Source organism: Paenibacillus sp. L3-i20 (assembly GCF_022180385.2).
Taxonomy (GTDB): domain Bacteria; phylum Bacillota; class Bacilli; order Paenibacillales; family Paenibacillaceae; genus Pristimantibacillus.
In genome coordinates, this window is record NZ_BQME02000001.1 from 2,680,028 (window position 1) to 2,706,742 (window position 26,715).

30 protein-coding genes and 1 pseudogene are annotated in these 26,715 nt (G+C 40.4%); 18 read left to right on the forward strand and 13 right to left on the reverse strand.

Annotation, left to right across the window (positions count from 1 at the left end; all coding sequences use genetic code 11):
* Positions 1-20: 20 nt before the first annotated feature.
* Together MFF31_RS12405 and MFF31_RS12410 are read right to left on the reverse strand one after the other, a co-directional pair.
* The gene (locus tag MFF31_RS12405; protein WP_238188281.1) at positions 21-359 is read right to left on the reverse strand and encodes a L,D-transpeptidase; all 339 of its coding nucleotides are present in this window, start codon (positions 357-359) and stop codon (positions 21-23) included.
* An 82-nt stretch (positions 360-441) separates the two neighbouring features.
* Entirely contained in the window at positions 442-897 is a 456-nt protein-coding gene (locus tag MFF31_RS12410) for a GNAT family N-acetyltransferase (RefSeq protein ID WP_282570474.1), read from the reverse strand.
* Positions 898-967: 70 nt separating this feature from the next.
* On the opposite strand from MFF31_RS12410, the gene MFF31_RS12415 reads away from it, so the two are divergent.
* Both MFF31_RS12415 and MFF31_RS12420 read left to right on the forward strand, forming a co-directional pair.
* Complete coding sequence (locus MFF31_RS12415; RefSeq protein WP_375541288.1) at positions 968-2,785, forward strand: response regulator; 1,818 nt, start codon at positions 968-970, stop codon at positions 2,783-2,785.
* A gap of 184 nt (positions 2,786-2,969) precedes the next feature.
* The gene (locus tag MFF31_RS12420; protein WP_238188282.1) at positions 2,970-3,566 is read left to right on the forward strand and encodes a sensor domain-containing protein; all 597 of its coding nucleotides are present in this window, start codon (positions 2,970-2,972) and stop codon (positions 3,564-3,566) included.
* A 152-nt stretch (positions 3,567-3,718) separates the two neighbouring features.
* Here MFF31_RS12420 and MFF31_RS12425 read toward each other — a convergent pair whose 3' ends face one another.
* Positions 3,719-3,922: a DUF378 domain-containing protein gene (locus MFF31_RS12425; RefSeq protein ID WP_238188283.1), complete on the reverse strand. Its 204-nt coding sequence runs from the start codon at positions 3,920-3,922 to the stop codon at positions 3,719-3,721.
* A 157-nt stretch (positions 3,923-4,079) separates the two neighbouring features.
* Positions 4,080-5,111 carry a zinc-dependent alcohol dehydrogenase family protein gene (locus MFF31_RS12430; protein ID WP_238188284.1) on the reverse strand — a complete coding sequence of 344 codons (1,032 nt, stop codon included), beginning with the start codon at positions 5,109-5,111 and terminating at the stop codon, positions 4,080-4,082.
* Between the two features lie 117 nt (positions 5,112-5,228).
* Here MFF31_RS12430 and MFF31_RS12435 point away from each other — a divergent pair, with 117 nt between their 5' ends.
* Both MFF31_RS12435 and MFF31_RS12440 read left to right on the forward strand, forming a co-directional pair.
* On the forward strand, positions 5,229-5,585 hold the full coding sequence (locus tag MFF31_RS12435) for a winged helix-turn-helix transcriptional regulator (protein WP_238188285.1): 357 nt from the start codon (positions 5,229-5,231) through the stop codon (positions 5,583-5,585).
* Between the two features lie 251 nt (positions 5,586-5,836).
* Positions 5,837-6,298, forward strand: coding sequence for a DIP1984 family protein (locus tag MFF31_RS12440; RefSeq protein WP_238188286.1), 462 nt, complete (start codon positions 5,837-5,839; stop codon positions 6,296-6,298).
* A 420-nt stretch (positions 6,299-6,718) separates the two neighbouring features.
* Here the strand turns inward: MFF31_RS12440 and MFF31_RS12445 are convergent, their stop codons facing one another.
* The 7 genes from MFF31_RS12445 to MFF31_RS12475 all read right to left on the reverse strand — a co-directional run bounded on the left by MFF31_RS12445 (position 6,719) and on the right by MFF31_RS12475 (position 13,472).
* Positions 6,719-7,504, reverse strand: coding sequence for a carbohydrate-binding protein (locus tag MFF31_RS12445; protein WP_238188287.1), 786 nt, complete (start codon positions 7,502-7,504; stop codon positions 6,719-6,721).
* 154 nt (positions 7,505-7,658) lie between these two features.
* Positions 7,659-8,543, reverse strand: a complete 885-nt coding sequence (locus MFF31_RS12450; RefSeq protein ID WP_238188288.1) for a sugar phosphate isomerase/epimerase family protein — start codon at positions 8,541-8,543, stop codon at positions 7,659-7,661.
* Entirely contained in the window at positions 8,540-9,460 is a 921-nt protein-coding gene (locus MFF31_RS12455; protein ID WP_238188289.1) for a nucleoside hydrolase, read from the reverse strand. Before MFF31_RS12455 ends, MFF31_RS12450 begins: the two co-directional genes overlap by 4 nt.
* A gap of 72 nt (positions 9,461-9,532) precedes the next feature.
* On the reverse strand, positions 9,533-10,900 hold the full coding sequence (locus MFF31_RS12460) for an extracellular solute-binding protein (protein WP_238188290.1): 1,368 nt from the start codon (positions 10,898-10,900) through the stop codon (positions 9,533-9,535).
* A gap of 33 nt (positions 10,901-10,933) precedes the next feature.
* The gene (locus MFF31_RS12465; RefSeq protein WP_238188291.1) at positions 10,934-11,758 is read right to left on the reverse strand and encodes a carbohydrate ABC transporter permease; all 825 of its coding nucleotides are present in this window, start codon (positions 11,756-11,758) and stop codon (positions 10,934-10,936) included.
* The gene (locus MFF31_RS12470) at positions 11,755-12,567 is read right to left on the reverse strand and encodes a carbohydrate ABC transporter permease (protein ID WP_238188292.1); all 813 of its coding nucleotides are present in this window, start codon (positions 12,565-12,567) and stop codon (positions 11,755-11,757) included. The genes MFF31_RS12465 and MFF31_RS12470 overlap by 4 nt, the downstream gene beginning before the upstream one ends.
* A gap of 92 nt (positions 12,568-12,659) precedes the next feature.
* A complete protein-coding gene (locus MFF31_RS12475; protein ID WP_238188587.1) occupies positions 12,660-13,472 on the reverse strand; it encodes an HAD family hydrolase in 813 nt (270 codons plus the stop codon).
* Positions 13,473-13,902: 430 nt separating this feature from the next.
* On the opposite strand from MFF31_RS12475, the pseudogene MFF31_RS12480 reads away from it, so the two are divergent.
* The 7 genes and pseudogenes from MFF31_RS12480 to MFF31_RS12510 all read left to right on the forward strand — a co-directional run bounded on the left by MFF31_RS12480 (position 13,903) and on the right by MFF31_RS12510 (position 18,565).
* Positions 13,903-14,628 (forward strand): annotated as a pseudogene (locus tag MFF31_RS12480) (class I SAM-dependent methyltransferase).
* Between the two features lie 110 nt (positions 14,629-14,738).
* Positions 14,739-15,740 (forward strand): phosphotransferase enzyme family protein, encoded by a 1,002-nt coding sequence (locus MFF31_RS12485; protein WP_238188293.1) that lies wholly within the window; start codon positions 14,739-14,741, stop codon positions 15,738-15,740.
* Between the two features lie 37 nt (positions 15,741-15,777).
* The gene (locus MFF31_RS12490) at positions 15,778-16,353 is read left to right on the forward strand and encodes a GNAT family N-acetyltransferase (protein WP_238188294.1); all 576 of its coding nucleotides are present in this window, start codon (positions 15,778-15,780) and stop codon (positions 16,351-16,353) included.
* Entirely contained in the window at positions 16,319-16,594 is a 276-nt protein-coding gene (locus MFF31_RS12495) for an alpha-helical endospore appendage domain-containing protein (protein ID WP_309296670.1), read from the forward strand. Before MFF31_RS12490 ends, MFF31_RS12495 begins: the two co-directional genes overlap by 35 nt.
* Positions 16,595-16,687: 93 nt before the next feature.
* Complete coding sequence (locus tag MFF31_RS12500) at positions 16,688-17,122, forward strand: hypothetical protein (RefSeq protein ID WP_238188588.1); 435 nt, start codon at positions 16,688-16,690, stop codon at positions 17,120-17,122.
* A 186-nt stretch (positions 17,123-17,308) separates the two neighbouring features.
* Positions 17,309-18,028 (forward strand): SDR family NAD(P)-dependent oxidoreductase, encoded by a 720-nt coding sequence (locus MFF31_RS12505; protein WP_238188295.1) that lies wholly within the window; start codon positions 17,309-17,311, stop codon positions 18,026-18,028.
* A 318-nt stretch (positions 18,029-18,346) separates the two neighbouring features.
* On the forward strand, positions 18,347-18,565 hold the full coding sequence (locus MFF31_RS12510) for a hypothetical protein (protein WP_238188296.1): 219 nt from the start codon (positions 18,347-18,349) through the stop codon (positions 18,563-18,565).
* Between the two features lie 164 nt (positions 18,566-18,729).
* Here the strand turns inward: MFF31_RS12510 and MFF31_RS12515 are convergent, their stop codons facing one another.
* A complete protein-coding gene (locus MFF31_RS12515) occupies positions 18,730-19,050 on the reverse strand; it encodes a hypothetical protein (protein ID WP_238188297.1) in 321 nt (106 codons plus the stop codon).
* Between the two features lie 271 nt (positions 19,051-19,321).
* On the opposite strand from MFF31_RS12515, the gene MFF31_RS12520 reads away from it, so the two are divergent.
* The 7 genes from MFF31_RS12520 to MFF31_RS12545 all read left to right on the forward strand — a co-directional run bounded on the left by MFF31_RS12520 (position 19,322) and on the right by MFF31_RS12545 (position 26,224).
* Positions 19,322-19,756, forward strand: coding sequence for a YciI family protein (locus MFF31_RS12520; protein ID WP_238188298.1), 435 nt, complete (start codon positions 19,322-19,324; stop codon positions 19,754-19,756).
* The gene (locus MFF31_RS12525) at positions 19,753-21,015 is read left to right on the forward strand and encodes an RNA polymerase sigma factor (protein ID WP_238188299.1); all 1,263 of its coding nucleotides are present in this window, start codon (positions 19,753-19,755) and stop codon (positions 21,013-21,015) included. Before MFF31_RS12520 ends, MFF31_RS12525 begins: the two co-directional genes overlap by 4 nt.
* A 228-nt stretch (positions 21,016-21,243) precedes the next feature.
* Positions 21,244-21,585 carry a DUF1801 domain-containing protein gene (locus MFF31_RS12530; RefSeq protein ID WP_238188300.1) on the forward strand — a complete coding sequence of 114 codons (342 nt, stop codon included), beginning with the start codon at positions 21,244-21,246 and terminating at the stop codon, positions 21,583-21,585.
* Positions 21,586-21,826: 241 nt separating this feature from the next.
* Entirely contained in the window at positions 21,827-21,985 is a 159-nt protein-coding gene (locus MFF31_RS25425) for a GNAT family N-acetyltransferase (RefSeq protein WP_375541289.1), read from the forward strand.
* 249 nt (positions 21,986-22,234) lie between these two features.
* A complete protein-coding gene (locus MFF31_RS12535; RefSeq protein WP_238188301.1) occupies positions 22,235-23,899 on the forward strand; it encodes an ABC transporter substrate-binding protein in 1,665 nt (554 codons plus the stop codon).
* Between the two features lie 91 nt (positions 23,900-23,990).
* Complete coding sequence (locus MFF31_RS12540) at positions 23,991-25,001, forward strand: ABC transporter substrate-binding protein (protein WP_238188302.1); 1,011 nt, start codon at positions 23,991-23,993, stop codon at positions 24,999-25,001.
* A 167-nt stretch (positions 25,002-25,168) separates the two neighbouring features.
* Complete coding sequence (locus MFF31_RS12545; protein ID WP_238188303.1) at positions 25,169-26,224, forward strand: serine hydrolase domain-containing protein; 1,056 nt, start codon at positions 25,169-25,171, stop codon at positions 26,222-26,224.
* 232 nt (positions 26,225-26,456) lie between these two features.
* On the opposite strand, the gene MFF31_RS12550 is transcribed toward MFF31_RS12545, so the two are convergent.
* Positions 26,457-26,705, reverse strand: coding sequence for a hypothetical protein (locus MFF31_RS12550; protein WP_238188304.1), 249 nt, complete (start codon positions 26,703-26,705; stop codon positions 26,457-26,459).
* Positions 26,706-26,715 lie beyond the last annotated feature (10 nt).

Consider the following 26,715-nt stretch of genomic DNA (forward strand, 5'->3'; position numbering starts at 1 on the left):
ATCAGATTACACGAACATTGTTAAGGTCTAATAGTCACTCTAGTTCCAATAGGAACATGGGCAGATAGATCAAGCACATCGGAATTAAACATACGTATACATCCGTGGCTGACGGCATGGCCAATAGATGAAGGATCATTGGTCCCATGAATACCATAATGTGGTCTAGACAAGCCCATCCACAACACACCGAATGGACCGCCGGGATTGGGTTGCTTGTTGACGATTGTATATTCACCCAGGGGTGTTTCTGTCAGTATTTTACCGATGGCAATGGGATATCCACGTACAACGATATTGTCTTCTAACAGATAAAGGTGTTTGTCGTTTAAAGAAATAACAATACGATAAATCGGCATATGACTCCCTCCTTAGTAGCTCATCATATGCCGATTAGATTGTACATGTGTGATTGCTTGATTGAAGTGTATGTACTGGGATTTATGCTCGGACAACCTGTTTGAGCCCTTTTTCCCAACGTTCTTCGGTTAATTCTTTATTAGATAATGTTTGAACCCGGGTTTCCATCAGCTCGAATCCATTTCTAGAATATATGCGCCTTGCAGATATAAGTTCGCTGTTAGTCCAAAGGATGATCGTTTTGAATTTTATTTCCTCGCAAAATGTAATTGCCCTTTGTACAAGCTGATGTCCATAGCCAGTCCCGCGTAAGCTAGGCTCAACAAGGAATAAACCGAGCTGCGCAGTATGTTCATCGACCTTTTTAATACTAATAGAACCTCTTTGCATTCCCTCAATGTCCAATATCCAAATATTTTCTTTAGGATCGGACCTCTTAACAAATCCGTAAGCACTTTGCTCAATAAACTCCCGAAACGTTAAATCATAGCTAAATTCTCTGTTGTAGAGCTCATAATGTGAGTTAAAGTTGACGATTAATGCCTATTAGAGCATCATTGATTTGAATAAGTTGAAAGCCGAGGTGGGTTTAATCATATTATCGAATATGAAGAAATGGCAATGGCACGATTGGATGATATCCATTGTTCGGACATTGTGGTTAATCAATTTTTTATTGGTTCTATTAATCGATCCCAAATTATATACGGCTCCGATATGGATCGTGCTCATGCTTGCTTTTGCAGTCTATACGATTCCAGTTTTTATTCAGCAGTTCAGCAACCGAGGGTACATTGCTTCGGAAATTATATTGGCAGGTGCATTTCACATCTTCTTAATCTATGCACTCCCTGAGCAAACTTGGCAATTCGTGATTTTCGCCTTTATGATCGGATTTTTCTGCAATCGACAAATGTTATGGTGGGCAACGATTCCTACTATTGTCATTATCCCTCCTATACTAGGGTGGATTAGTGGAGAACCTCTTCATATGATTGCTCTGACTATGCCATTTCGCTGTGCAACGGGGTTCATATTTGGTTATGCTTTTCAGACACTTGTGCAAAATCAAAAGCATAGGGCGATTATCGAAGAGCAGAAGCGTGTGCTGGAGCAGCATATTAGCCAAATAGGGGAGCTTACTTTAATGGAAGAGAGAAGTCGGCTGTCGCATGAGTTACATGATACGATTGGTCATACACTTACGTCGCTTGTAGTCGGAATGGAATCTCTCCGTCCATCATTACCAGATCAGCAGTCCGAGCGTCTACATACACTTATAGAATTAGGTCGCAACGGCTTGGATGATATCCGCAAACATTTGCATCAGCTATCGCCAGCCCCGTTCAAAGGATCATTAAGTGAGTCGCTAATCCAGTTGACGCAGGATTTTACGAATTCAACGGGTGTAGCTATCAGCTTCCGATTAATTGGCAATGAGGTTCCAGTAATGAATCAGATGAGCTTTTGCTTATACCGATGCACCCAGGAATCATTAACAAATGCTGTCAGACACGGCGGAGCGAATTCAATTATTGTTCATCTATATTTTGAAAATGAGCAATTACGTTTACAGATTGAAGATAATGGAGCGGGGATGGAGCAGGTTCGTTATGGCTTCGGCTTGACAGGGATGAAGGAGCGTCTTCATCAGTGGCGAGGATATTTAACGATACATTCTAGACCAAATGAAGGCACGATTGTTATATGTACACTTCCTTTTCAAATAGAGGAAGAACCCGAAGCTAGAATCAAGTTATTACTGGTTGATGATCAAGCCATTATTACAGATAGTTTGGGACAAATATTCGCTCAACATGCTGATCTGAACGTGGTAGGGACAGCAGGTGATGGACAAATTGCGGTGGAGCAATGTGAAACGTATGAACCGGATATCGTACTTATGGATGTACAAATGAAAGGGATGAATGGGATTGAGGCGCTGCAAGTAATGAAAGAACGTTGGCCTAATATGAAGGTTGTACTTATGACTACGTTCGAAGATCCGACGCAAGCAGCTACTGCACTTGGATGGGGAGCAGATGGGTATATGCTGAAGTCGATACATCCAAGAGAACTGACCAATGCGATCAAATTGATTTATAGCGGTGGTACATGGATTGATCAAACAATATCTACACTTGTTTTTGAGGATATAAAACGTCAGAAGGAAAATCATAAAGAGCATCAAAAGCAGGGGCATCTGCAAGAGGAACTTCCGTATGGACTGACGAAACGTGAGCTAGAGATTTTACAGCTCTTAGCAGCAGGTATGCGTTATAAATCGATCGCAACGAAGTTGTTTCTTTCCGAAGGGACGATCCGCAACTATTGCTCAACATTGTATTCAAAGTTAGGTGTGAGCAACCGCGAGGAGGCCATTGAAGCAGCTAGATCAGAAGCGTTATTAGTGAAAGAGCAATAGAAGAAACGATTATAACGGCCGTCTGAATAGCTGATTTAACGCTAAAACAAGCTATTCTACAGCTTGATGACGTCATATGACGGTTCGTCACTTACCGTTATGACAGCCCCTTTTGTATTGTTATCTTATCGCAAAGTAGTGGGGTGACTTTAGCGCAATTATGATGACAAAGGGGATTTTATCAATGAGCAAACCTATTAAGGAAGCTATCAAAAATTTCAATTTTTTAATGTACACATTCTTTAGCGGCCTGTTTTACTTCATCTTTTTTACGGTAGGGATTTCGCTTGGCGCAGGATTAGCTATCACATTAATTGGAATACCAATTGTCGTTGCAGTTCTGAGGCAAGCTCCTAGGTTTTTACATCAAGATGTTAAAGTAGCGCAAACGTTTATGCGCGACTCTTCAATAGGTACTGGTTCATATAATGCTTCTCATACATTTAAGAGCTCAAGTATAAATTCGGAAGAGAACATGCTGGATGTTCTGAGGAATGGGACTTACTGGAGACAAGTGCTAATGCTTTTATCAAAGCTCGCAATCGGAATGTTTAGCTTATTAGCTGGTGTTTTGTTATACATTGCGCCAATTATTTTAATATTAGCACCTTTCACGTATAAATTTACAACGATTTCCTTGTTGTTTTTTACGGTCGATAATCTTCTTGAAGCTTTGATCGTAAGTGCTGGTGGTTGTTTGTTTCTTATTTTAAGTTTATCGCTCGGTAAGGCTTTAGTAGGAAAGATTAATCGTTACACGCATTGGGCAGCAAGGGGATAAATGTATCGAAAGCGATTAGAATAGAAAAAGGCTGCTCGAATAGATATGCTCACCACAGGGCAGAGGGGTTGAATGATAAAAACCTGCCACAATGAGGGGTGCAGATCAACATTTGAGTAGCCTTTTCATAAGTAGGGGACTTATGCTGTTACTTATTCTTTACTACATTGTTTTGGCAAAAGCGACAGTGAAAATAATGCTGCAAGACCGACGACGATGTAGACAATGCGGGCTCCTACCTCATCAGTACTACCGAACACTTCACTAACGACGTCATAATTGAACAAGCCGACAGATAACCAGTTAAGACCACCTAGGATGACTAGAATTAAAGCAATAGAATTAATAGCTTTCATCTGCTAATTGCCTCCTTTACAGTTGGGTAATTCTAGATCTGGAAATTTTGGCTGTGCGCTATAAATTTATGACGGATGACTAGTCTATATTCCCTACAATATCTGGCCACTATTCTGCGACGTTCTAAACTTGTTAGATGAAAACGTTTATTATACGTTAAAGCTCGATGCTGATTTTGCCAAAATATGAACCTTCGGCCAAGTACTTCAGAGCGTACTTAGTATTAGCAAATGGAAATACGCTATCAACGACCGGTTTTAGCCGATGTTGTTCAATAGCAACGTTCATCCGCTCAAACATTGCACGGCTGCCGACGTTAATTGCTTGGAGTCGTGCTATCTTCTGAATGGCGGGAACGATAGCAAAGTCCTGTACGCTAGCGCCGGATAAAACACCTACAATACTTATTTGCCCCCCTACCTTTAGGGCAGAGATGGAACGATTAAGTGTAGTACCTCCTCCGAGATCGACAATATGGTCGGCACCTATTCCTTGCGTGTACTCCAGCACGGCATGATCCCAATGTGGAGTTTGTTTGTAGTTAATACCAAAGTCTGCTCCAAGTGCTTTCGCACGTGCCAGCTTGTCATCACTGCTGGAAGTAACGATGACTTTAGCGCCATAAAGTTTAGCAAATTGCAGTGCGAATAGGGAAACACCACCCGTACCCTGAACGACGACAGTGTCGTTCTCTTTGATCTGACCTTCTTCCACGATTGCATGCCATGCTGTAACGGCAGCACAAGGTAATGTAGCTGCTTCTACGTCTGTTAAATGTTCCGGTACACTAACTAATCCATCTTGAGGTAAAACGACGTATTCCGCTAACATTCCATCAAGAGGACTTCCCAGAGTGGATACCCTGTTTTCTTGTGTAGGCAGGCCTGTTTTCCAACTTTGTGTAAAAATACCGCACACGCGCTGGCCCAATTGAAACTTTGTTGTGTTTTTTCCGACTGCTACGATCTCACCTACTCCATCGGAGATAGGGATGAGAGGGGTACTCAGATTAGGATTGTAGATTCCGTTTATAACTCCTAGATCTCGAGCATTTAAAGACACGGCCTTTATTTTAAGTAGTACTTCACCCTCTGCGGGTGTAGGAATAGGGAGGTTCACTTCCTCTATATGATTAAATCCAAAGCCGCCTTGAAGTACAAATGCTTTCATTGTTCGGTGTGTGTTCATTTTCCAGTCTCCTTTATAAAGTATTAGACACACTTTAAGCCATATACTACTATTTAGAGAAGACGGCACTTTAAAGTCGGTTGCGAACCTAAAGGTGCGTAAGGAGGATACACCATAATGAAAGAGCATGATATTTCCTTAGCAGAATGCAGCTATAGTCATGTACTTGAAATCATTTCGAACAAATGGACAGCGCTCGTTATTTACGCTTTGGAAGACGGAACGATACGTTATGGAGATATAAAGCGGCGTATAGAGGGCATTTCTCAGAAAATGCTGACTCAAACGTTAAGGAAATTGGAGCGGGATGGATTAATACATCGCAAAGTTACGGCAACAGTTCCCCCAATCGTAGACTATACATTAACCCCGCTTGGGGAATCACTAGTCCCGAATATGAAACTATTAAAACAATGGGCAACTAGTAACTATGAACAAGTTAAAATAGCAAGAAATGAGTATGATCAGGGGTAGAAATAGGGAGTTAAATGCTGATCAATTTTTTTAGCATACTACAATCATGGCATTTCTCAATATAGACAAATGTAGGACAGTCTGTTAATGTAATAAACCAAGTTAACTTTACCCAACTGTTCAAATATTTATACTATTCATTATATTAAATCACCAATAAAATCCAATTAATGGGTAAAACTAACCTATATCAATGACATATACACTTTTTTATTACATATAAGTACCTTTCGAGAGGAGTTATAAAACATATGAAACTAGCAGAAGCGCTCGTTCATCGAGTAGATTGTCAAAGAAAAATTATACAGTTGAAGACAAGAATTCAGCGAGTAGTGAAGGTTCAAGAAGGAGATGCACCGGACGAAAATCCAGAGCTGCTCCTTATTGAATTAGAAAAAGCGTTGCTAGCACAGACGGAATGGGTTAAAAAAATCAATAAAACGAACGCACTTACACCTTTTAATAATGAATTGAGCCTTGCGGATGCTCTTGCTGAACGTGATCAGTTTATGCAACAGCGGAAACTATTGGACGGTATTTTGGAGATAGCTTCCATTAAACAAGATCCATATAGCCGCTCAGAAATAAAATTCGAACGCACAGTAAATATTCAACAAATTCAATCAAAAATTGATGAGTTATCAAAGCAATACCGAGAGCGTGACTTCCGAATTCAAGAATTGAATTGGGCTGTAGAGTTAATCGAGAAATAGCTGCGAAGGTAGCCGATTTCAGCAAAGGCGAGCACAACCCCCAACGGGCAGTTGGAACTGAATGGGATGCTGGGTCAAGTCCCAACACATTAATTTTAACCCATGTAATGTTACAAACGTATTGTTACGCACAGAGAGTGTTTATGCTCGGAAGTGCATTTATTGTTACTACCACGTGCAGATTTGCTGAATTAGGCGAGGGTGGGGAAGGGGATTTTGCAGCTCCTTGAACATTTTGGCTCATACTTATGAGATTATTTAATAACAACAAGTTAGTACTGATGCTCAATCAGTGGTAGCAAAACATAAACAGCGATAGCTAGTGGATTTATTACGTATCCCTAGTTACCGCTGTTTTTATTATGGTATTAGCTTTAAGTCCATACTACCTCGTTTTTAGAAAGCTACAAATAAAAGGGATCAATACGGGGCTTCTACCTTTTTCCACAAACTTTGGGTATAAGGTCCAGGGTTCCAGTTGGGCGCATGGGCTGTATGGGATTGCACACATGAATAAAACTCTCCGTTATAAAATATGGTTTGGCCCGCACTATATGTACCGCCTAGTACCCATGATTCAATAATGTCTAGATCAATAACAACTGATGTAGAGTACGAATAAGTTTCAATAATCGTTGGTTTCCATAATGCAGGTGCCAATACAGGAGTCCAGTTGGTAGCATGGGCAGTATGCGCTTGAATAGCTGAATAATAAAGACCATTGTATTCTACAATATCATTTACTTTATAAGTTCCTTGCCATCTCCATGGGATAGCAATAACTTCTGGACGAAGCGTAATATTAGTAAATGCGGCTGGTATTGTACCGTTTAATGTAGTTTCTATTTTTAAGTTTAATGTTTCTCCATAAGCGATATCAGTATCAGTAGTTCCTTTCAACGTGTAGCGGTTTCCTTCTTTAGCAGTTACGACAGCGTTAGCAACAGATTTGATATCGCCTTCAAAATCAAATTGAAGTACCCAAGGGGAAATCGTATTGTTCCTCGAAGGATCAATATAGAGATTCGTAACTTGCAATTCGATTAGAGCCGTTTCATAGGGAGTACCAATTCCCCATGCCGTTCCTTGTGCAGAGACTAGAAGTGGAGCGGTTGATTGTGCAGCGACAATTGGTACAAGTAGTGAGACGACAAGAAGAGTGAGTGCAAGGAAAGAGGTGATAGATTTGAACATCCCTTTTCGCATGGCTAGTTCCTCCTATAAATGAGTTTAATGGTATAGCCATATACTTTATGCTGACCGAATTACAGTTAGTATCATGATCTTGGGCAGCAGAAATCGAATATGGAGGAACGTAGAGGAAAGGGCGATGAACAAATAGTAATTCTAGCTGAAGCGTCTACTCTAAGCTCATTAAGTATTGCCCAATTTCGAAGCTAAGCTTTACCGCAGTAGGGAGTAGCTCATCAGGCAAGCGGTTAGCATAGTTGTGTGCCTCGAAACAAAAGTCTCCTCTATAGTTAATCTCTTTGAGTGTTCGAACGGCTTGTTGCCAATCAACTGTGCCGAATAGCGGCATAATATGCATCAACTCGTGATCGGTTGCACTGTGGGTATCCGAAACATGAGTCGCCTTTAGTCTGTTCCCAATGTACAGTAACGATTGTCGCTGATCGGCTTGCATAATATCTGCATGTTCAAAATCCCAACAAATACCCATCCTTGAATCGTTAAATGTATCGACAAAATCGACTAATTCCTCTGCGGTAGCTCCATATTTTCGCATAGGGGCAATTGAGAAATCGCTCATATTCTCCACGGCTAACTCCATATTATAGTTTGTGGAAATCTCCAGTAGACGCTTGAAGTACTCCAAGTTTTTCGTTTTTGAAGTTGCAAATAAATTAGCTCCTGTTCGATCTGTTTCTGGATGAGTGACACATAACGTTGAACCGAGTAAAGCACAGCATAGAAGAGATCGCTCAACTAGCATTTGATGCCGGCTATGTTCTTCTGCTGTTAATTTCTCGTTCAAGAAATTATACGTATAGGCGTGACATTGCCCGAACTGAACACCGAGCCGTGCTGCTTCATCGGCTACACTATGAATCCATCTATCCCACCCGTCAGTCAAGAATGGAGAATGCGGCAGGGACCAATCATAAAAGCTAATATCAAATCGATTAAATCCAGCAGCGCTGGCTAGTTGTAAAGTACGCTCTAGTGGAAAGACTGTACCGTCCGGTCTCTCGCAGACAATGTTAGATGATGTAGCAAGTTTCATAGAAACACCCTATTCAATAGCATTTTAATATATTCGTGAAAAGAAAAGGTATGTGCGGCGTAAACGTCAGAATGATTGGCTGTACTAGAAATATCAAGAAGCTTTGTAAAGTGTTGATCAAGCTGTTCATCACATCTCAAATCTACTTTGCCCTGTGTGAAATCCGCCAATTGTGGATTGATTGTATAGGACACCGCGATTGCATCTACTAACAGGCTGAATGGTTCCAGACCGCGTTGTCGATTAAATGCCGCTGACTTATTGAAAAATTGCATTATCATACTCGCTGGTGCATTCTGCTCAATTACCGTTACCATGTCGTTGTCCAGTTGTGATGTGATTTCGAGCCCTAAAGCTCTTATTTGTATCCCTGACTCCATCACTATCTTTGCTGCTTCTGGGTCTACGACTATATTCCACCCGCAACGGGGAGGAGTACGTATATCGTCTAGCCCATAATTTCCAGAAGTAGTAATGATACGAGAGATCTTGTGTCGAATATCAGGTGCTTTCTTCAGAGCACTGCCCAAATTGGTCATTGGGGCGGTAGAAATGATCTGAATGTTATCAAATGTCCGGGCACATTCTATTATAAAATCGGGGGCTGATTGCTCTTGAATAGATGTAGTGGGAAAGGGTAAGTTGGTCTCATTGAAGCCATCGTCGCCAGAGTATTTGCCATCAAACATTAATTTTCTATGCAACGGTTGATTCATGCCAGCATACACGGGTATTTCAGTGTGACCACACAGTTCCAAAACTTTCAGCACATTCTCCGCACATGTGGCTGCGGGAGCATTCCCAGCAACGGTCGTTATGCCAAGGATGTCAAGCTCCGGGGAAGCAGCCGCAAGTAATATAGCAAGTGCATCATCAACACCTGGATCACAATCGATTATCACTTTGTTGCTATTCATGAGAACCTCCATTATTGAATCTCCAGAGCTGGCAGCTTAGGCTTGCTCTGGAGATTCATTTAAAGAATCGTACTAATTAATAGGGTTAGCGCGATAATAATCGGCGAAAGCTTTTTCAATACCGCCTGTGATGGCTCTGTATGTCGCCTCAACATCAGCTGAGCCTTCACCAAATTGCAGCATCGCATTTTTAATGACATCATTCACTTCTTCGGGATTCGGGACAAAGGCAGCTATGATATTAGGTTTGGACTGCATGAGAACCTTGTAGGGAGCTGCCGATTTAGGGTCAGATGCAATAAATCTCTTGTACTCTTCCAGCTCAGTTGATTGAATATTAACGGGAACATAGCCGGTACCTTCTAGCCACATCGTTTGAGTTTCCGCAGAAAGCATATGTTGAATAAAGAGCCATGAAGCTGCCTTCTTCGCTTCGTCATCGCGGTCAAGCATGAACAGACCTGAGCCGCTTGGGAATGCGCCGCCGATATCTGTGCTGCTAACTGTTGGGATAGGTGCAACATCCCACTCAAATTGATCATCTACTAGATTCGAAATGGTAGGAATACGTGAGCCATTCATAATGACCATAGCATGCATGCCCGCAGCAAATTCTTCATTAATACTGTCACGAGTTGCCTTATAAGCACCGGAATCAACGACTTTTTTCCATTCATTTAGGTATTTTTTGAGAGAATCATCTTTTGCACTTGTGAATTCATTCATGTAACCGGTATGGCCGCTTTCGTTATTGCCAAAGTAAGTACCGTTAGTGCCTTGGGTAGCAATCCAGTTTTCCAATTCGAATTGGTTGACACGAACGTTAAGGCCGAACTTTGCATCAGTTTTCGTTGTTAGATTTGGAAGCATCTCGGCCATTTGTGCAATGGTTAAAGGCGGGTTTTCATACCCAGCTTCTTTAAGATACGTCTTGTTATAGTAAAGCATTAGAGCAGACATATTGTATGGTGCACCAAGCAACTTTCCGTCTATGGAGAAGGAAGAAACTGCGTTTGGAATGAGATTATCTTTTTTGACTGTAGCATCGGCTGACGTAATATAGTCTTCTACCCACACTGTACGTTTGTAGTCACGAAGAAGGCTGACGTTTTCACCATATATTTGAATAACATCCGGCATGTTTTTAATATCATCCGAAGCCATCGCAGCTGTCAGAGAGCTAGTGCCAGGAAACGCTTGAAACACAGGTGTGACTTTAATATTCTTATCTGTGCCTATAGTATTGTTGAATTGATCTACTTGTTTTTGCAGTATTTCTGAGTATACGCCATCCATAGAGTGCCAGAATGTTAGCTCTACTGGCTTACCGGAAGTATCCGATGGCTCGGAGGAGGTATCTTTTGCTTGTTGTCCGCACGCTGCCGTAACGACAGTCATACAACTAATTACCAATAATGCTAGCGATTTCTTAAAGTTCATTGTGTGTTCCTCCTAAGTTTTTTGTACCTTTACTTATCCTTTAACAGCGCCATCTGTCATTCCCGAAACAATTTTTCGTTGGAAAATGAGGAAAATGATCACTGTAGGTACCATAGCGATTACAGCTCCAGCCATAACAGGGCCAAATACAGATGATTCTCTATCCTTAAGCATCGTTATACCAACTTGGATGGTTCGCATCTCATCCTGGTTGGTGACGAGCATCGGCCATACATATTGATTCCAAACGTTCACGAAGGATGAGATCAACACCGTTGTCAGAATTGGTTTACTTATAGGCATCAATATCGTGAGGAAAAACTTTAGATTGCTGCATCCATCGATAAAGGCTGCCTCTCTCAAACTTTTTGCAAAGGTGAGAAAGTATTGCCGAAGTAAAAAGATGTTGCTCGCGGCTACATAATAAAGAGCACACATGCCGATATAGCTGTTTATTAATCCCATTTTGGATATTGTTGTGTAGTTGGAAATAATTAAAACGTCTGGCGGGATCATAATGGTTGCCATCGTTAGTCCAAATAATATTTTCTTGCCTTTGAACTCAAAGAAAGCAAAGGCAAACGCCGCCATGGCACCAAGAATAATGCGAGTTACGCTCGTAATTGATGACATGACCAATGAGTTAAACATATAACGACCCAATTGCGTTTGCGAAAATGCTTGCACGTAGTTGTCCAATGTAGAAGATGGCGGAAGCAGATTTGGCGGGTTAGCGAGCACATCCTTATGCTCCATAAATGAAACGGAAAGGGCGTAAAGCAAGGGGAATAAAATGATCAGTCCGATGATGATGCAGATGATCTGTATCATTACATCCATTGTTTTTTTTACTGTCATTGATAATGGACCCCCTTCTTCTCCCAAGCAAAGCTAATCATCGTAATAATGAACGTCATAATAAAAGCGATAATCGCTGCCGGATTTGCATTCGTAAAGTTGCCTGCTGCTGTAAATTGCTTAAACACATATTGCATAATTGTCATTGTTGCATTGTTAGGTCCGCCCTCTGTCAATATATTGACAAAGCTCATCATCATCATGCTGTATGCAATGTCAGTACAAATGAGGTAGAACATAATAGGTGAAGTTAACGGGATATAAATACTAATAATTTGCCGAAATGGGGAAGCTCCTTCCAAACGAGCATTCTCCAGTATCTCCTGAGATACGCCGCGTACGGCAGACAACATAAAGATAAAGGCATATCCCGTAGACATCCAAATCTGAATGATGGAAATAGAAACCATCGCCATTTTGGGATCATTCAGCCACTCGACTTCGATTCCAAAGAAACCATTTAAAAAACCGAGAGAAGGGACATAAAGCAGTTGGAAAATCATCGCCGCAACTGAGGAAGCCATTGCCATTGGAATTGCAAAGCTGGCTTCATAGAAGCTGGATGTTTTCCTGCGCTTGTTGGCAAGAATTGCAAGCAACAATCCAAGTACTTTCGAAATGGGAACAGTAAGCACTACGAATAACAAAGTGTTTACGATAACGCGCAAAAACTTTTCGTCGGATAAAATGTACGTGTAGTTTTCAAAACCAACAAATTGTTTAATCTGTCCTAGTGAATCGACAATGAAGAAGCTCTTCAAGATCGTCTCTGCAAAGGGATAGAAGGTGAATACAGTAAACAGAATCATGGCTGGCAATAGCCAAAGATACGGTTCAAGGGATCGAAACTTATGACGAGCAACAGATTTTGACTGGGACAGCTTATATCCCTCCACTTCCGTTATTGTAGATTGTGTTGAAGATAGAATTTCTCTATTGCTTCAATCACGCCAAGAACATTGTTATTTTTACAAATATAATCCGCACGTTGTTTCAGAGAGTTGGAAGCATTAGCTACAGCAACCCCTATTCCTGCTGCTGACACCATCTCGATATCATTTTTGGCATCGCCTATTGTCATCATTTCGGTAGCGTCGATCCCTAACATATTGGACAGCTTCGTTATACCTGAGCTCTTCGTACAATTTTTTGGCATAATATCGATGGATCGTGCATCATATTGCACGACATTGAGATCGTCCATATAGGGCTCTAACTGTTCGATGACTTGATCAATTCTTCCGTTTTTCTGTGGATCGATGATCAGAAGCTTCTGTAGTTTTAAATGAGGCCATTCTTCTTTCAACGGGATATGGAAGTGATTGTATCGTTGAAACGTATCGATCTGATTCTGAATATAAGCGTTATGCCGATATGCGGTTTCTTTCACTCCGTCACACATAATGATGACCATGTCTAGTTTATCTGCAAAGTGAATAGCTTCTTTTACATGTAAGGGATTTATATGTTGAGCCCAGAGCTCTTTGCCTTTCAAATAAGCACTTGTCCCGTTGTTTGCAATAACCGGCAGATCGACTTGCAAGGAAGTAATAAATCGTTCCAATTCTGAATAACAACGGCCTGATGCGAGAGTAAAGGGGATGTTATACTCTTCTATCATGGATGCAAGTCTTCTAAAATCTTCTGTTATATGTTCTGACCCATCAATTAGCGTTCCATCAACATCGCTTACGATAAGGCGTGGTACTTTCACTTCTAACAAACGAATTCACCTCATTATTATTTTGAGAAAAGGACTGTCTCGACTAAATAAAGAATAGAAGATGATTATTAACTATGTGTTAACGTAATGTTGATATATCATTAAGATGAATAATGGTTAAATTCTTAGAAAATATTACAATAATATAATTGCTTTATTCTGATAAAACGGTAAAGTGAATTATTTATATAATTTAAATTGAGGACTTTTTTTTAATTTTATTGAATATATGCATTTATATAGTTTTATAAAGAAATCAACGCACTTTACGTGATAAGCTCTCATCCTATGTACGAAAGCTTCCAAAAAACAGGCTATATGTGACAAATAAGGCTCTGGTAATAAGGAGTACTATGAATTTGAAAAGGACACTTACTGTGATGTACTCTATAAATAATTCATGCTAGAGGATGTGGTTTTTATGAAGCAGAACAAATATGATGATCCGGAATTTTTTGAAAATTATAGAGAGATGCCAAGGTCTATCGGCGGGTTGAATGCTGCTGGAGAATAGCAAGAGCTTCGTGCAATGCTGCCTGACTTGCGAGACAAAAGGGTGCTAGATCTGGGCTGCGGATTCGGCTGGCACTGCCGATATGCACGCGAACAGCATGCTCGTTTGGCAATTGGTGTTGACCTTTCTGAAAATATGTTGGAGCAAGCTAGAGCAATGACCAATGATTCTGAGATCAAATATATCCGTCACGCAATAGAGGATATTGACTTTAAAGCAGGGGAATTCGATATTGTTATAAGCTCACTGGCGCTCCATTACGTCGAACAATTTGATATTATCTGTAAGAAAATTTATGGTTTTCTTGCTCCTGGAGGCACTTTCGTACTGTCGGTCGAGCATCCAGTCTTCACTGCACTAGAATCTCAAGATTGGTACTACAGTCCACAAGGCGAGAGATTGCATTGGCCTGTTGACGGCTATCATCATGAAGGATTGCGACGGACGAGCTTCCTCAGTAATAATGTCGTCAAGTACCATCGGACCGTCGCTACTCATATGAATGCATTAATTGAAGCGGGTTTTACAATTAGGAAGGTGTCTGAGCCTCAACCATCGGAAGAATTGTTGGCTGGTAATCCTGACATGCAAGACGAAACCCGTCGCCCATTTCTCTTAAGATCTCAGCAGTAAAAGCTAGATAAGTGAGCAATCAGTTTAGTTATAGTCAAACATTACATACCCTTAGTAGAAAATTTAAGTTACCATTTTGAAAAGCGAAGGATAGAAATGGTGGGATAGACATGACAGAGAAATTCACTATGAATTGTACTGAAGTAATAAAGAAAACAATTGCGAAGTCAAAAAATGCGGCCTTGAGAGCGCTGCAAAACTATGACTTAGATTGGGAACAAATTCGGTTTAATCAATTATCGGACACATGTACTTTTAAAATACAAACAACTAAAGATGGTGATTACTTACTCCGTATTCATTCTGCAAGGAGTATGGAGGAAGTTAATTCTGAAATATTGTTGCTTGATGCATTGAATGAAAAAAGCAATGTTATTCTCCCTAAGGGAGTGTTAGATCGCAGCGGGTCAAGAGTTGTAAAAGTTGATCATGAAAATGGCTCCTACAGCTGTGTCTCCCTTATGCGCTGGGTAGAAGGCGAGCATATTACTACGGGGCTTTCTGAGGAGCAAATGTATAAAGAGGGAGTTCTCTTGGCTAATCTTCACCAGGCATCAAGTCAGTTCGAGATACCTACTAGTTTCACACTTCCAATATGGGGTGAAGGAAGCTTTCGAGAGGCAATGGATCGTTTTACACAACATTACGATACATGTATGACGGACATAGAATTTTCTTTGTACCAATCAGCCGCAGAGAAAATATTGTCTAGAATGAACACATTCGAAAAAGACGACACCACCTACGGCTTAGTTCATGGTGATTTACACCAAGGCAACATAGTATTTCATCAAGGAGAACCTCGCCCAATCGATTTTGGTCGATGCGGTTTCGGATACTTCATTTATGATATAGCACATACGATCTTGGGTCTTTATCCTACGCAAAGGGAACTCGTTGTAAAGGGCTACAGTAGCCTAAGAGAATTAGGCGAAGACTGGATTGTTAAGCTAGAGGACTTTACCGTGATGGTTATGATCGAAAATTACAGCCACCACGCTCCTGATCCAAGAGAGACAGAAGGGCTAAAAGAAGAACAGCCCTATGCACAAGCGATATTAAGAAGTTACCTAAGTGGTGATCCTTTTCTGTTTAATGAAATAAAGCTTTAACGGTCGTATTACCACATTAAATGTTGAGGTGAAGGCAATGACATTTACTCCATTACACGGTAAACGAATAACGTTAATTCCTCTTGAAAGTGAACATGCCGATGCACTATTCCATTGTTCGCGTTTCCCAGATATTTGGGAGCACCTTCCAATCAACATACAATCGATCAAAGAAATGGAGGAGCATGTTCAGGAAGCACTAGCAGGGAGAGAACGTGGAGATGAATTTCCTTATGTAGTCTTTGATAAGCAACTTAACCAAATCGTTGGGATGACTCGTTATCTGCGTATATCACCGTTACATAATAGCTTAAATATTGGTTGGACATGGTATTGTCCCGAAGTTTGGCGGTCACCCTTGAACACGGAATGCAAATATTTATTGTTGAAATATGCATTTGAGGTATGGGAAGCAGTTCGCGTTGAGATTTTTACTACATCCACGCATCGTCGTTCACAACAAGCAATTGAGCGATTAGGAGCAATAAGGGAAGGCGTTCTTAGGAAAAAATTCAATGGACTGGATTATGTAATATTCAGTGTTATTGATGAGAATTGGAGCGTTGTTAAGAATCGTCATGAATCATTTTTGGACTATCAAAATGGTTTGTAATTATAGCCCAGCTGGAGCGTTTGGAATTCTAGCAGGAAGGGATGATGCTATTAACTTACTCCTATCATCTATTGCAATGGAAGAATTGGGGTTAAGTCACATTTTGAATGCTGAAGGAGAAAAGATTCAATACATTTTGGGAACTTTGCCCGGAGTAAGTTCGCCGATATCTACGATTAGTGATGTTCTGTTAATTAATAGTAGTGTTCGAGATACAATCCGTGAGGTGACGAAAAAATAGTTTCTCCTTCAAAACAAGCTCGAAACTATTTTATCTACACCGATTTCTGTTGGGCCAACCGGATCAACTGGAGCTACGGGAGCTACTGGAGGAGTGTTTGACTTTGCAGATTTCTTTGCATTAATGCCTCCTGATAACGCAGCAACAGTTGGGATAGGGACAGAAGTACAGTTTCCGCAAAATGGGCCTAGTAGTGGTGGTGGCATTTTCCGTACCAGTGCGTCTACATTTAACTTATCTGCAATTGGCACTTATCAAGTCTTGTTTCAGGTGAGTGTGAACGAAGCGGGACAACTGGTTTTAACAATCGATTCGGGCGCAGGAGCCACTGAATTAGTCTATACGGTTGTCGGAAGGGAAACAGGTACTTCTCAAATAGTAGTAATGGCTCTTGTCACAACGAGCGTTATAAATTCAATACTCACTGTAAGAAACCCTGCTTCCGAATCCACGGCACTAACCATCACTCCCCTAGCTGGAGGAACAGAGCCTGTTTCAGCACACCTTGTTATCACTCAACTCAGGTAGAAGAGAGTAAGAGAATGGCATCGTTCAATTGATTCTAACTACAGAGTATGGGAAAGCATGATTTCCCATACTCTTAATTTTTTAAATCAACATCATTAAGGCACAAAATATGAATTTTCAATCGTTGAAAGAATGGTAAAATATAAAAAAACCTCAATCTAAAATTGTTTACAGAAGGAGATAGAGATGAAATCATATCTTGTATTTGGAGCTAGTAAAGGTCTAGGAGATGCTTTTGTTAGAGGACTTCCGCAAGAGGGAGATAAGGTTTGGGTCGTATCTCGCAACAGACCAAAAAGTATTGATTTGGAAGATGGTATCCAGAGAATATGGATTGGTGCTGATCTGTCTCAGCATAATGCTGCTCAAATAGTAGCAGACGCTATACAGAACGAAACGCTGGATGGGCTTATATATAACGTAGGTATATGGGAAAAGGAAGGTTTCGAAGATCACTACGATTTTGAAAAAGATGAACCCGCACAAATTGCGAACATCATACAAGTAAACATGACTTCTACTATTATTTGTATTCAGGCATTGTTGCCAAATCTACGAAAGTCTGATGCGGGCAAAATCATATTAATAGGATCATCAGCAGGGCTAGATAATACAAATAATACACAAGTATCTTTTGTCGCTACGAAGTTTGGATTACGTGGAATAGCTAGCGCATTGCGGGAACATGTGCGTAAAGATCGTATTGCAGTCACATGTGTTAATCCTGGTGAACTAGCGGCAGAAATTCCGTATGAGGACGGCGCTGAAAAAGCGATTGCTGAATACGATGGCACCCGGATTCCACTTCAAGATATCGTTGATATGGTCAAATGTGTGATGAACTTATCAAAAGCAGCGTGTGTGAAAGAAATCAATATTCCGGCTATAACGGATTCGAATGCATAAATAGATATACGTAATCATCTTCACCCATGTATATTTAAAAAAAGCAGCCAACACCTAAACTGCACTCCGGTTGTTAGACGCCATCTAACAACTGGGGTACAGTTCATAAGGAGGTTGGCTGCTTTTGCAATATATGTCGTCATCAAATTAGACGATAATTTATTCATTTTAGATATTGTGTACTAATCCTACAATTTAAGTAAGTTTAGTATGATAACATAACGCAAAAAATAAATCTAATAGTTTTTATTGACCTAAAATGTAAAATATAGTATCTTCTTTATGGCTACATTAATAGGTTGAGAGGTGGTGAATAAAATGGAAAAAATGGCGATGAACATGATGATGACAATGTGTATGCAAGATATGATGACACGCATGAATGGCATGATGATGATGATGGAGTGTATGAAGTCAGAAGATATGATGACGACATGTATGGACATGGACATGATGATGAAAAACATGCAAAATTGCGATGAGATGATGACGAACATGATGAAAATGATGACAGAAGCTAAACAAATGTCGATGTAATTTTTATTCACTTCAGATCGAATTTCCTAGATTCGAATACTGAATTTACGCAGAGTATACATATGCATGCTACCCGGACTTATCTTCCTAATGATGGCAGAGTAGACAACTACATGTCGTTATATTCATATTGACTACCTCATTCAATAAACCCCTCAGTTTTATCATACTAAGAGCCGTCCAACTTCAAGTCTTCTTTGTTTTAACGTTTGGATTAATTGCTGTACAATTTCGATTTCAAATAATGAGCTGCTCGATTTCTTGATCGCGAACAACTCAATTAGCTTATCATTTAGTGCATTAAACTCACGCCACAATTGTTCCTTTTGTTGCCCCTGAACGACATCCGCATGCTCTTCTGAAGGACCATTCCGAATTGTCTCTACTATCGCTTCTTTCCATACGGAATCATTGATTTGATCTGCGTAGTTATACAAATCCAAATAATCATCTAGCCAAGTAGATTGTTGCTTAATTGCGTTCATAATAAGCACCTTCCTTATTCACATGCGCTATTTACCTAGTATTATACTCGGAATAATAAGAAATGCAACTCTGTTTTAGAAATTTCGTAATCTTTTTCTTTCTCGACATTGAAAAGGAGTTTTATTTGCATTCCACGAATAAATAATTGATCCCAGTTATGAGATGATCTGTCGATTTTATTGTTTGTTATTCGTCGTCACTATAGAAGTGGAAATTGTAATTTGAATGAAAGAAGATAATGAATGACAACTAATACAGGAGGTAATACAAATGCGTTTTATGCTGATTGTCAAAGGTACAAAAGACTCGGAGGCTGGTGTAATGCCTAGTCAAGAACTGCTGGAAGCGATGATGAAATATAATGAGGAGTTAGCTAAAGCTGGTGTTCTGCTCGCTGCCGATGGTTTGTCAGCAAGTTCTAATGGTATACGGATTTCATATCCGAATCCAGGTGAAAAGCCGAAAGTAATCGATGGTCCCTTTACAGAAGCAAAAGAAATAATTGCTGGATATACGCTAATTGAGGTGAAGTCCAGGGAAGAAGCCATTGAATGGGCGATGCGCATGCCAGATCCACATGGTAATGGAGAAGGGGAAATAGAGCTTCGACAAGTACTTGAGGCGCAACAATTAACGGAGGAAATCGAATCTTCGGACATAAAGGATGCGCTGTTTGAAGGAATAGAGAGGCTTAAGAGAACGTGAATGACTCCACTGTAGTTCGAACAATTGATGCGATTTGGCGAATAGAATCTACGAAGGTAATTGCCGGATTAATGAGAATGGTTCGAGATGTTGGTACCGCAGAAGATCTAGCACAAGATGCGTTTATGATTGCATTGAATAAGTGGCCGGAAATCGGAATTCCGGACAATCCCGGTGCATGGCTGATGACTACAGCAAAACGTCTTGCGATTGATCTGTTTCGAAGAAACAAAATGCGCGATCAGAAGTATGAGGAAGTTGGAAACAGTAGCGAGTTGTATTCCGAGGATGATGTGGATATGGCGATGGACGGTGAGGTGGGTGATGATATTCTTCGACTGATTTTCACTGCATGTCATCCATCTTTGTCTCAGGAAGCACGAGTAGCGTTAACATTACGCTTGCTCGGCGGACTGACGACTGATGAAATTGCACATGCATTCCTTATCGCTGAATCAACTGTTGCACAACGAATCGTAAGGGCAAAGCGTACACTAAGTGCTAAGCGGGCTGCCTTCGAAGTTCCTGTTGGTGATGAACTTAAGGAGCGCTTGTCAACAGTGCTCGAAGTAATCTATTTGATGTTTAATGAAGGTTATTCAGCTTCTTCTGGAGGAAGCTGGATTCGTCCGATGCTTTGTCAGGAGGCGTTAAGGCTCGGACGTATTCTTGCAGAAATAGCACCTGCGGAACCGGAAGTTCATGGATTGGTCGCTTTGATGGAAATTCAATCTTCACGATTTAAGACAAGGGTAAACGCTAATGGTGAACCGATACTACTAATGGATCAGAATCGTGCATTATGGGATCATTTATTAATTCGTCGTGGATTAAATGCACTTGAACGTGCACAGAGAATGGGGCGTCCACTTGGGCCATATTCGCTTCAAGCAGCAATTACCGCTTGTCATGCGAAAGCACGCACTCAATCAGAGACGGACTGGCCCCGTATTGCTGCGCTCTATGAAGCCTTATCACGTGTAATGCCATCCCCTATCGTTGAGTTGAACCGGGCAGTGGCGATTGCAATGGCTTTTGGACCAGCATATGGTCTGCAAATTGTAGACGAGCTTAACTCTGTCCCGTCATTAAAGGACTACCATCTGTTGCCGAGTGTTCGCGGGGATCTTTTGGTGAAGCTCAATCAGATGGATGAAGCTCGTGAGGAGTTCGAACGCGCAGCATCACTGACACGAAATGAGCGGGAGCGAGACCTATTGTTAAAGCGTGCAGAGGAATGTAATAACGGAGTAAAATAAATTTACCTTGTTGTCGATTGCGACAAATCTCATTCGTCGTTTAAGTAGAATAGGGCGGAAAAAGCAGGGATGTTAGAGGTTGATTTAAGAGATCGAATGGATATGTTGAGAAAAGTTGATTTTTCAGCAACTAGCTGTCGATTTCGATCTGATATATTCGTCGTCATAATAGAGTGACAAACTTATAACGTATCCCAAATCCAATTTTATTAAAGAGGAGCGAGAAATATGAACCAAGAAGTAACAGATTTTATTGAAACGGTAAACGAATCATGGCAAAAGGAAATGTGCATTGAACTTCGTGAGTTAGTCCAGACAGCAATACCTGGTATTCAGGAGCGCATTCAATACAAGAAACCTCATTTTTTGAAAAACGGAAAGTACGCTGCGGTCATTTCAACTTCGAAGGATGCGGTAAGTTTTACAATCTTTAATGCGAGTGAGCTAACTCTTCCAGAAGGATTGTTTGAAGGGCCTACTGAAAGAAAGACGATCAAGTTGCGTAAAGGGCAATCAATCAACAGTGAATTATTATCTACGCTAGTAAGCGAAGCGGCTTCGACGTTATAGATGATAATTATTGGATCTGATATACTCGACCTGCGAAGAACGATAGTGGTGATCTAGCATTTGTCATTGAAACCGAATCGGATGAAGCTAACAATCCTTTTGTGGGGCAATGGACGTTAGAACAACATCAAGAAGTTTTGACGCTTGAAGATATAGCTCATTTAGTGCTTGAGGACAAACAAGGAAATAAAGTTGGTTATGCTATTTTAACAGGATTGTAGATCCAAATAGAGCTATCTGTGTGAAGAGAATAACCATTAATACTAAAGGTCAAGGTTACGGGAAAGAGGCAATGAAGCTTATTGTGAAATGGATATTTGAGAGTTCAGAGACTCAACGTATTTGGTTGGATGTGAAAACTTTCAACAATCGGGCACGTCATGTCTATCCTGAGACATGAGTATCTAGGTTAACCAAGCAATGATTTAGATCCTCAATCAAACTGGGGAGCTAAATATGTTCGAATTAATTCACTGTACAATTAATCTTCTAAACCAAGTAAAAGTGGAGGTAGTTCGAATAAAAAGCTATCCGTATTGTAACGTTTAAATTGAGATCTTGCTCCTCAGCTGAATAATGGAGGGGCTTTTTTCATGTTGATAGCTAAAGGCGTTATTAATATGTTACTATCCAAGAAGTCCCCATATAGATGATTCGATTGAAAATAATCGATCGGAAAGAGAGTACTATGCCGATGAGTTCTATTAGTAGTAAAGAAGTATTTCCAACGATACATTCATTTTATATGCCCGTTAACATGACCGGATTGGATGCAGAATATTTGGGCAATCCACAGGATGACAAGCAGCACTATCATCGTATTCTTATCGTATGGGGTGGGAATGGATCGTTAAGTTTCAACGATAAGCAATATGAAATAGCTAGGGGAAGTGTGTTTCTTTGTGATTCAGCATCACAGCTTGAGCTTAGGTTGAAGTCTCACTCCCTTTTAAAAGGGTTAGTGATTGAATATAACTGTATAACCGCTGATGGCCATATACCAAGTGATCTAAAATATTCAGTGCCTCTGCAACGTTGTTCGCCTGGACTATTAAGGCTGGCTGGTGAATTGGAGAGTATATGGAGGGAGCCGCAAATTAGCGGGCCATTTAGAACACAGCAGTTGTTCATTGAACTTCTTATAGAGCTTCATTACGTTATAGCCGCCAAGCAGCAGCCATCGAAGGATTGGCTTCTGGAGGTTATTCATTACATGGAAAATCATTACGCTGAAGATTTAACAAGAGAACAATTAGCTGAGCTAGCTAATGTAAGTCCAGAGCATTTGTCACGTACATTCCGTAAGTATACAGGTCGTACTTTTAATGGCTATCTCACTCTAGTAAGAATTCGTAGCGCTCAGAGTCGTATATTGATTGGAACGGCAGACTTGAATACGTTAGCGAATGAAGTGGGTTATAAGGAAGGGTTTTATTTAAGCCGTAAATTTAAAGAAACGATCGGATTATCACCAACAGCGTACCGACGTACAGACAAACGAATTGTCGCTCTCAATATCAATCACACTGCAAGCTTAGTTGCATTAGGTTTATCTCCTGAACTTGGTGTCTATACTTCTTGGCTTGAGCAAGTCATGCAGAAAGAGAACATTCCGATTGGTGGGAAGCTCAACTCATATGGACATTCGGGTACATCCTACTATGGTGCAATTACAGATGCCCATCCAGATGTCATATTCAGCTATAGCAAAGACGAGGGAAATAAGAGTCTTTTGCCCATTGCACCTGTATTGGAGCTGCCTTTTATGACGATGAATTGGCGTGAGCAGTTTCATATGATCGCCCAAGTCGTGAACAGAGAGCAGCAAGCAGATGAATGGTTCGCTAAATATGATGAACTGATCGTTAAGGGGAATCATCTTTTGGATCAGTCACTTGGTCATCGAGGTACTGCGATTATATGGGAAATTGGCTCAAGTAAAGCATATTGCATTAGTAATAGTTACGGCAGGGGAGCTCAAATTCTTTACGATGATCTCGGATTTCGACCGACTAATGAGATGCTTGAACAAGGTATTGCTACTCGGGGATATATCGAAGTAGATATCGAATCAATGGTGAATTACCCAGCGGATCATATCTTCATTACCGATTTGCCGTCCTTTCCTGAAGGCGAGCAACGTATTAATCGATTGTTTAGTTCTCCGAATTGGCTAAAACTTGAAGCCGTGTCCAATAATCGGGTCTATTTGCTCAATGAACCAGAAATGTTCTGGGGATATGACCCTATATCTTCGCATGCACAACTTCACGAACTATTGCATGTATTGATGCAACATCATAAATTCACATGAGAATATATCATTTTTAGGTATAGTATTTTCCCTTCTTACACGGTAAAGTTAGTTGATAATGATTATCGTTATTAAATAAGGAGGGTTACATTTGTTTGTTAGAGAGAAGCAACAAGGGAAAAGTCGATTGGCATTCATTATGTTTTCATTGTTTTTGGTAGTTGTTATACTATCTGGTTGTGGGGCAACGGGTGCAAATAACAAGGAAAAAAACACTAGTAGTACGGTGACGGAACAGAAGCCTACTGAAACAGCATCAGTTACTGAAACGGAAGAACAATTCAAAACAATTAAAACCGTTAAAGGGGACATTAAAGTTCCTGTGAATCCTAAACGAATCGTTGCTGAAGAATATTTGGGCAGTCTCATTGCCTTAGACGTTATTCCTATAGGAGCGCCTGCATTGACGCTAGAAAACTACTATTTTAAAGAGGCGCTTACTGGTGTTGCAGATACAGGAGTTTATGGGAAACCTTCAATTGAAAACATTGTCGGTCTTAGCCCAGACCTCATTATTACTGGTAATGGAGACAGCTATGAGCAACTGAGTAAAATAGCTCCGACACTCTTTATTCCATATGGTGATTTGAAAAATGCTCATGAAGAATTGACTTACTTTGGAGCCCTGTTTAATAAAGAAGCTGAAGCGAAGGCTTGGCTAGAAAAATTTGATCAACGAATTACAGAAGCTAAAGCGAAGGTAGATGCAGCAATTCCAAAAGATGCTACTTTCACAATTTTCGAAGATGCTGGCAAACAAACTTGGGCTTATGGTGATAACTTTGGTCGAGGCGGTCAGCCAATCTATCAGGCTTTAGACCGTAAGCCGCCTACAGAGATCGCTGCAGAAATTATGGAAAAGCAGTGGGCTGAAATTTCTACAGAAATGTTGCAAAAGTATGCAGGAGACTATATTGTAGTAACTTCAAATACGCGTAAAGTAGAAGATTTCCAAGCTGATCCAATCTGGGGCAGCCTTCCAGCTGTTAAAAATGGACAGATTTATGTGTGGCCAGAGGAGCGCTCGTGGTATTATGATCCACTTGCTGTTCTAGCTCAAACGGAAGAATTAACGGAGTGGCTTGTCAGTAAGAAGAAATAAGTTAACGTAAGAGCGTTTCAAAGCCGATAGTCGCACATTTGCGAGCTGCGCCGGCTTGAGCGCTCTTTTTTACTATTCATTATAATTAAACTTTATCATCATTAGCATAAATCAGATGGTAAAATAATGTAGTAATGAATTGACTAACTAATGGAGGCAGTAGGAACATGGAAAATGAACTAGTTGCGCTATTTGATCAGTACTATGAGGAGCATCAATTTTCTGGTGCAGGTTTCATTAAAAAGGGTGACCATATTATTTTCGCAAAAGCATACGGACTGGCACATAGAGGGTTCAAAGTACCCAATAAAGAGAACACGATGTTTGATACAGCGTCTGTTACGAAGCTATTTACAGCAGTCGCTATTTTGCAACTTGTTGATAAGGGACAGATTCAATTAGATGATCGAATTACGGATATTATTGATCTCTCCGGAACGAAAATACCAACAGATGTTACATTAGCGCAACTCCTAACTCATACATCTGGTATTGCAGATGATGCAGATGAAGAAGAAGGGGAGAGCTATGAGGACTTATTTATAGACAAACCCAATTATTCAATAAGAGAATGCATCGACTTTATTCCGCAGTTTGCTTATAAGGAACCAAAGTTTAAGGCAGGTACAAATGTTAGTTACAATAACTGTGCGTTTGTATTACTAGGACTCGTGGTCGAGAAAGTAAGCAATCTAAAATACCGTGATTATGTGGCACATAACATTTTTCGTAAATGCGATATGCAATACACAGCTTTTAGCTCAAAAGATGACGGGGATACCGCAGTAGCTGAAGGATATTCAGCCATAACAAATGTTAACGGTGAAGTGACCTGGAAGAAAAATATTTATTCTTTTCCTCCAATCGGGACATCGGATGGCGGAGCTTTCACAACAGTAGGTGACCTTGATTTATTTATCCGTGCGTTGGCTAATGGTAGTTTTTTGTCGCCAGAGATGACTAAGGAAATAATGAAACCTCAAAGTACAATAGAACAGACATACGAGTGGGGAAAAATAATAAATGGCTATGGTTTTCACTTTTTCTATAATAATGCTGGCAATCTAGTTCGGATGTATAAAGAGGGCTCAAATGCAGGGGTAGCCGTTATGTTTGCTTACTATCCAGACATAGATACAACTCATATTATTATGGCGAATCAAACCTGTAATGTATGGGAACTTCACTCGAAAGCAGAACAAATTATTCTCAACGTAAACTAAAGAAACTGGCAGTTACTACCTGGAATACAAAGAAAATAGGTTAGCTATTGCATTTTACTGTAGCTTCTCCCAATCCTTTCGGAAAAGTTATCGAGTGTCATGATACCAATGATGATGATGAAAACTAGGATAGATAGAACACATAGCAATTTTAATAAAAATTTCTTTTTTCCATTCATATGTAATTCCTCCGTATTGAGTCAATTTAAGTACTAAACGTACTCATTTACGTTTAAGTTGCAAGAAACACGTCTGACCAAGCTTCTGCTAATAATTGAATGCCACGCTCCAATTCACTTTCTATTAAATTGCCAAATCCTAAATAAATTTTGGGAAAATCGGCACAATCCATTGCTGCATCTTGAGAACCATAAATACGTACTCCTACAGATGCAGCTAACTTTATTAATTGCTCAGCATCACATGAAACTTTGACGACTAGCTCTAGATGTAGGCCTGCACCTTCACCATTAATTTTCACATTTGTAGAT

What these genes read in the sequence shown, in the direction of transcription:
- MFF31_RS12485 (WP_238188293.1), top strand. Translation starts at nt 14,739, where the DNA reads ATGACAGAGAAATTCACTATGAATTGTACTGAAGTAATAAAGAAAACA.
- MFF31_RS12490 (WP_238188294.1), top strand. Translation starts at nt 15,778, where the DNA reads ATGACATTTACTCCATTACACGGTAAACGAATAACGTTAATTCCTCTT.
- MFF31_RS12510 (WP_238188296.1), top strand. Translation starts at nt 18,347, where the DNA reads ATGGAAAAAATGGCGATGAACATGATGATGACAATGTGTATGCAAGAT.
- MFF31_RS12460 (WP_238188290.1), bottom strand. Translation starts at nt 10,900, where the DNA reads ATGAACTTTAAGAAATCGCTAGCATTATTGGTAATTAGTTGTATGACT.
- MFF31_RS12470 (WP_238188292.1), bottom strand. Translation starts at nt 12,567, where the DNA reads ATGATTCTGTTTACTGTATTCACCTTCTATCCCTTTGCAGAGACGATC.
- MFF31_RS12445 (WP_238188287.1), bottom strand. Translation starts at nt 7,504, where the DNA reads ATGCGAAAAGGGATGTTCAAATCTATCACCTCTTTCCTTGCACTCACT.
- MFF31_RS12505 (WP_238188295.1), top strand. Translation starts at nt 17,309, where the DNA reads ATGAAATCATATCTTGTATTTGGAGCTAGTAAAGGTCTAGGAGATGCT.
- MFF31_RS12425 (WP_238188283.1), bottom strand. Translation starts at nt 3,922, where the DNA reads ATGAAAGCTATTAATTCTATTGCTTTAATTCTAGTCATCCTAGGTGGT.
- MFF31_RS12430 (WP_238188284.1), bottom strand. Translation starts at nt 5,111, where the DNA reads ATGAACACACACCGAACAATGAAAGCATTTGTACTTCAAGGCGGCTTT.
- MFF31_RS12440 (WP_238188286.1), top strand. Translation starts at nt 5,837, where the DNA reads ATGAAACTAGCAGAAGCGCTCGTTCATCGAGTAGATTGTCAAAGAAAA.
- MFF31_RS12435 (WP_238188285.1), top strand. Translation starts at nt 5,229, where the DNA reads ATGAAAGAGCATGATATTTCCTTAGCAGAATGCAGCTATAGTCATGTA.
- MFF31_RS12415 (WP_375541288.1), top strand. Translation starts at nt 968, where the DNA reads ATGAAGAAATGGCAATGGCACGATTGGATGATATCCATTGTTCGGACA.
- MFF31_RS12530 (WP_238188300.1), top strand. Translation starts at nt 21,244, where the DNA reads ATGAACCAAGAAGTAACAGATTTTATTGAAACGGTAAACGAATCATGG.
- MFF31_RS12465 (WP_238188291.1), bottom strand. Translation starts at nt 11,758, where the DNA reads ATGACAGTAAAAAAAACAATGGATGTAATGATACAGATCATCTGCATC.
- MFF31_RS12455 (WP_238188289.1), bottom strand. Translation starts at nt 9,460, where the DNA reads ATGAATAGCAACAAAGTGATAATCGATTGTGATCCAGGTGTTGATGAT.
- MFF31_RS12535 (WP_238188301.1), top strand. Translation starts at nt 22,235, where the DNA reads ATGATTCGATTGAAAATAATCGATCGGAAAGAGAGTACTATGCCGATG.
- MFF31_RS12495 (WP_309296670.1), top strand. Translation starts at nt 16,319, where the DNA reads ATGAATCATTTTTGGACTATCAAAATGGTTTGTAATTATAGCCCAGCT.
- MFF31_RS12515 (WP_238188297.1), bottom strand. Translation starts at nt 19,050, where the DNA reads ATGAACGCAATTAAGCAACAATCTACTTGGCTAGATGATTATTTGGAT.
- MFF31_RS12520 (WP_238188298.1), top strand. Translation starts at nt 19,322, where the DNA reads ATGCGTTTTATGCTGATTGTCAAAGGTACAAAAGACTCGGAGGCTGGT.
- MFF31_RS12420 (WP_238188282.1), top strand. Translation starts at nt 2,970, where the DNA reads ATGAGCAAACCTATTAAGGAAGCTATCAAAAATTTCAATTTTTTAATG.
- MFF31_RS12405 (WP_238188281.1), bottom strand. Translation starts at nt 359, where the DNA reads ATGCCGATTTATCGTATTGTTATTTCTTTAAACGACAAACACCTTTAT.
- MFF31_RS12450 (WP_238188288.1), bottom strand. Translation starts at nt 8,543, where the DNA reads ATGAAACTTGCTACATCATCTAACATTGTCTGCGAGAGACCGGACGGT.
- MFF31_RS12545 (WP_238188303.1), top strand. Translation starts at nt 25,169, where the DNA reads ATGGAAAATGAACTAGTTGCGCTATTTGATCAGTACTATGAGGAGCAT.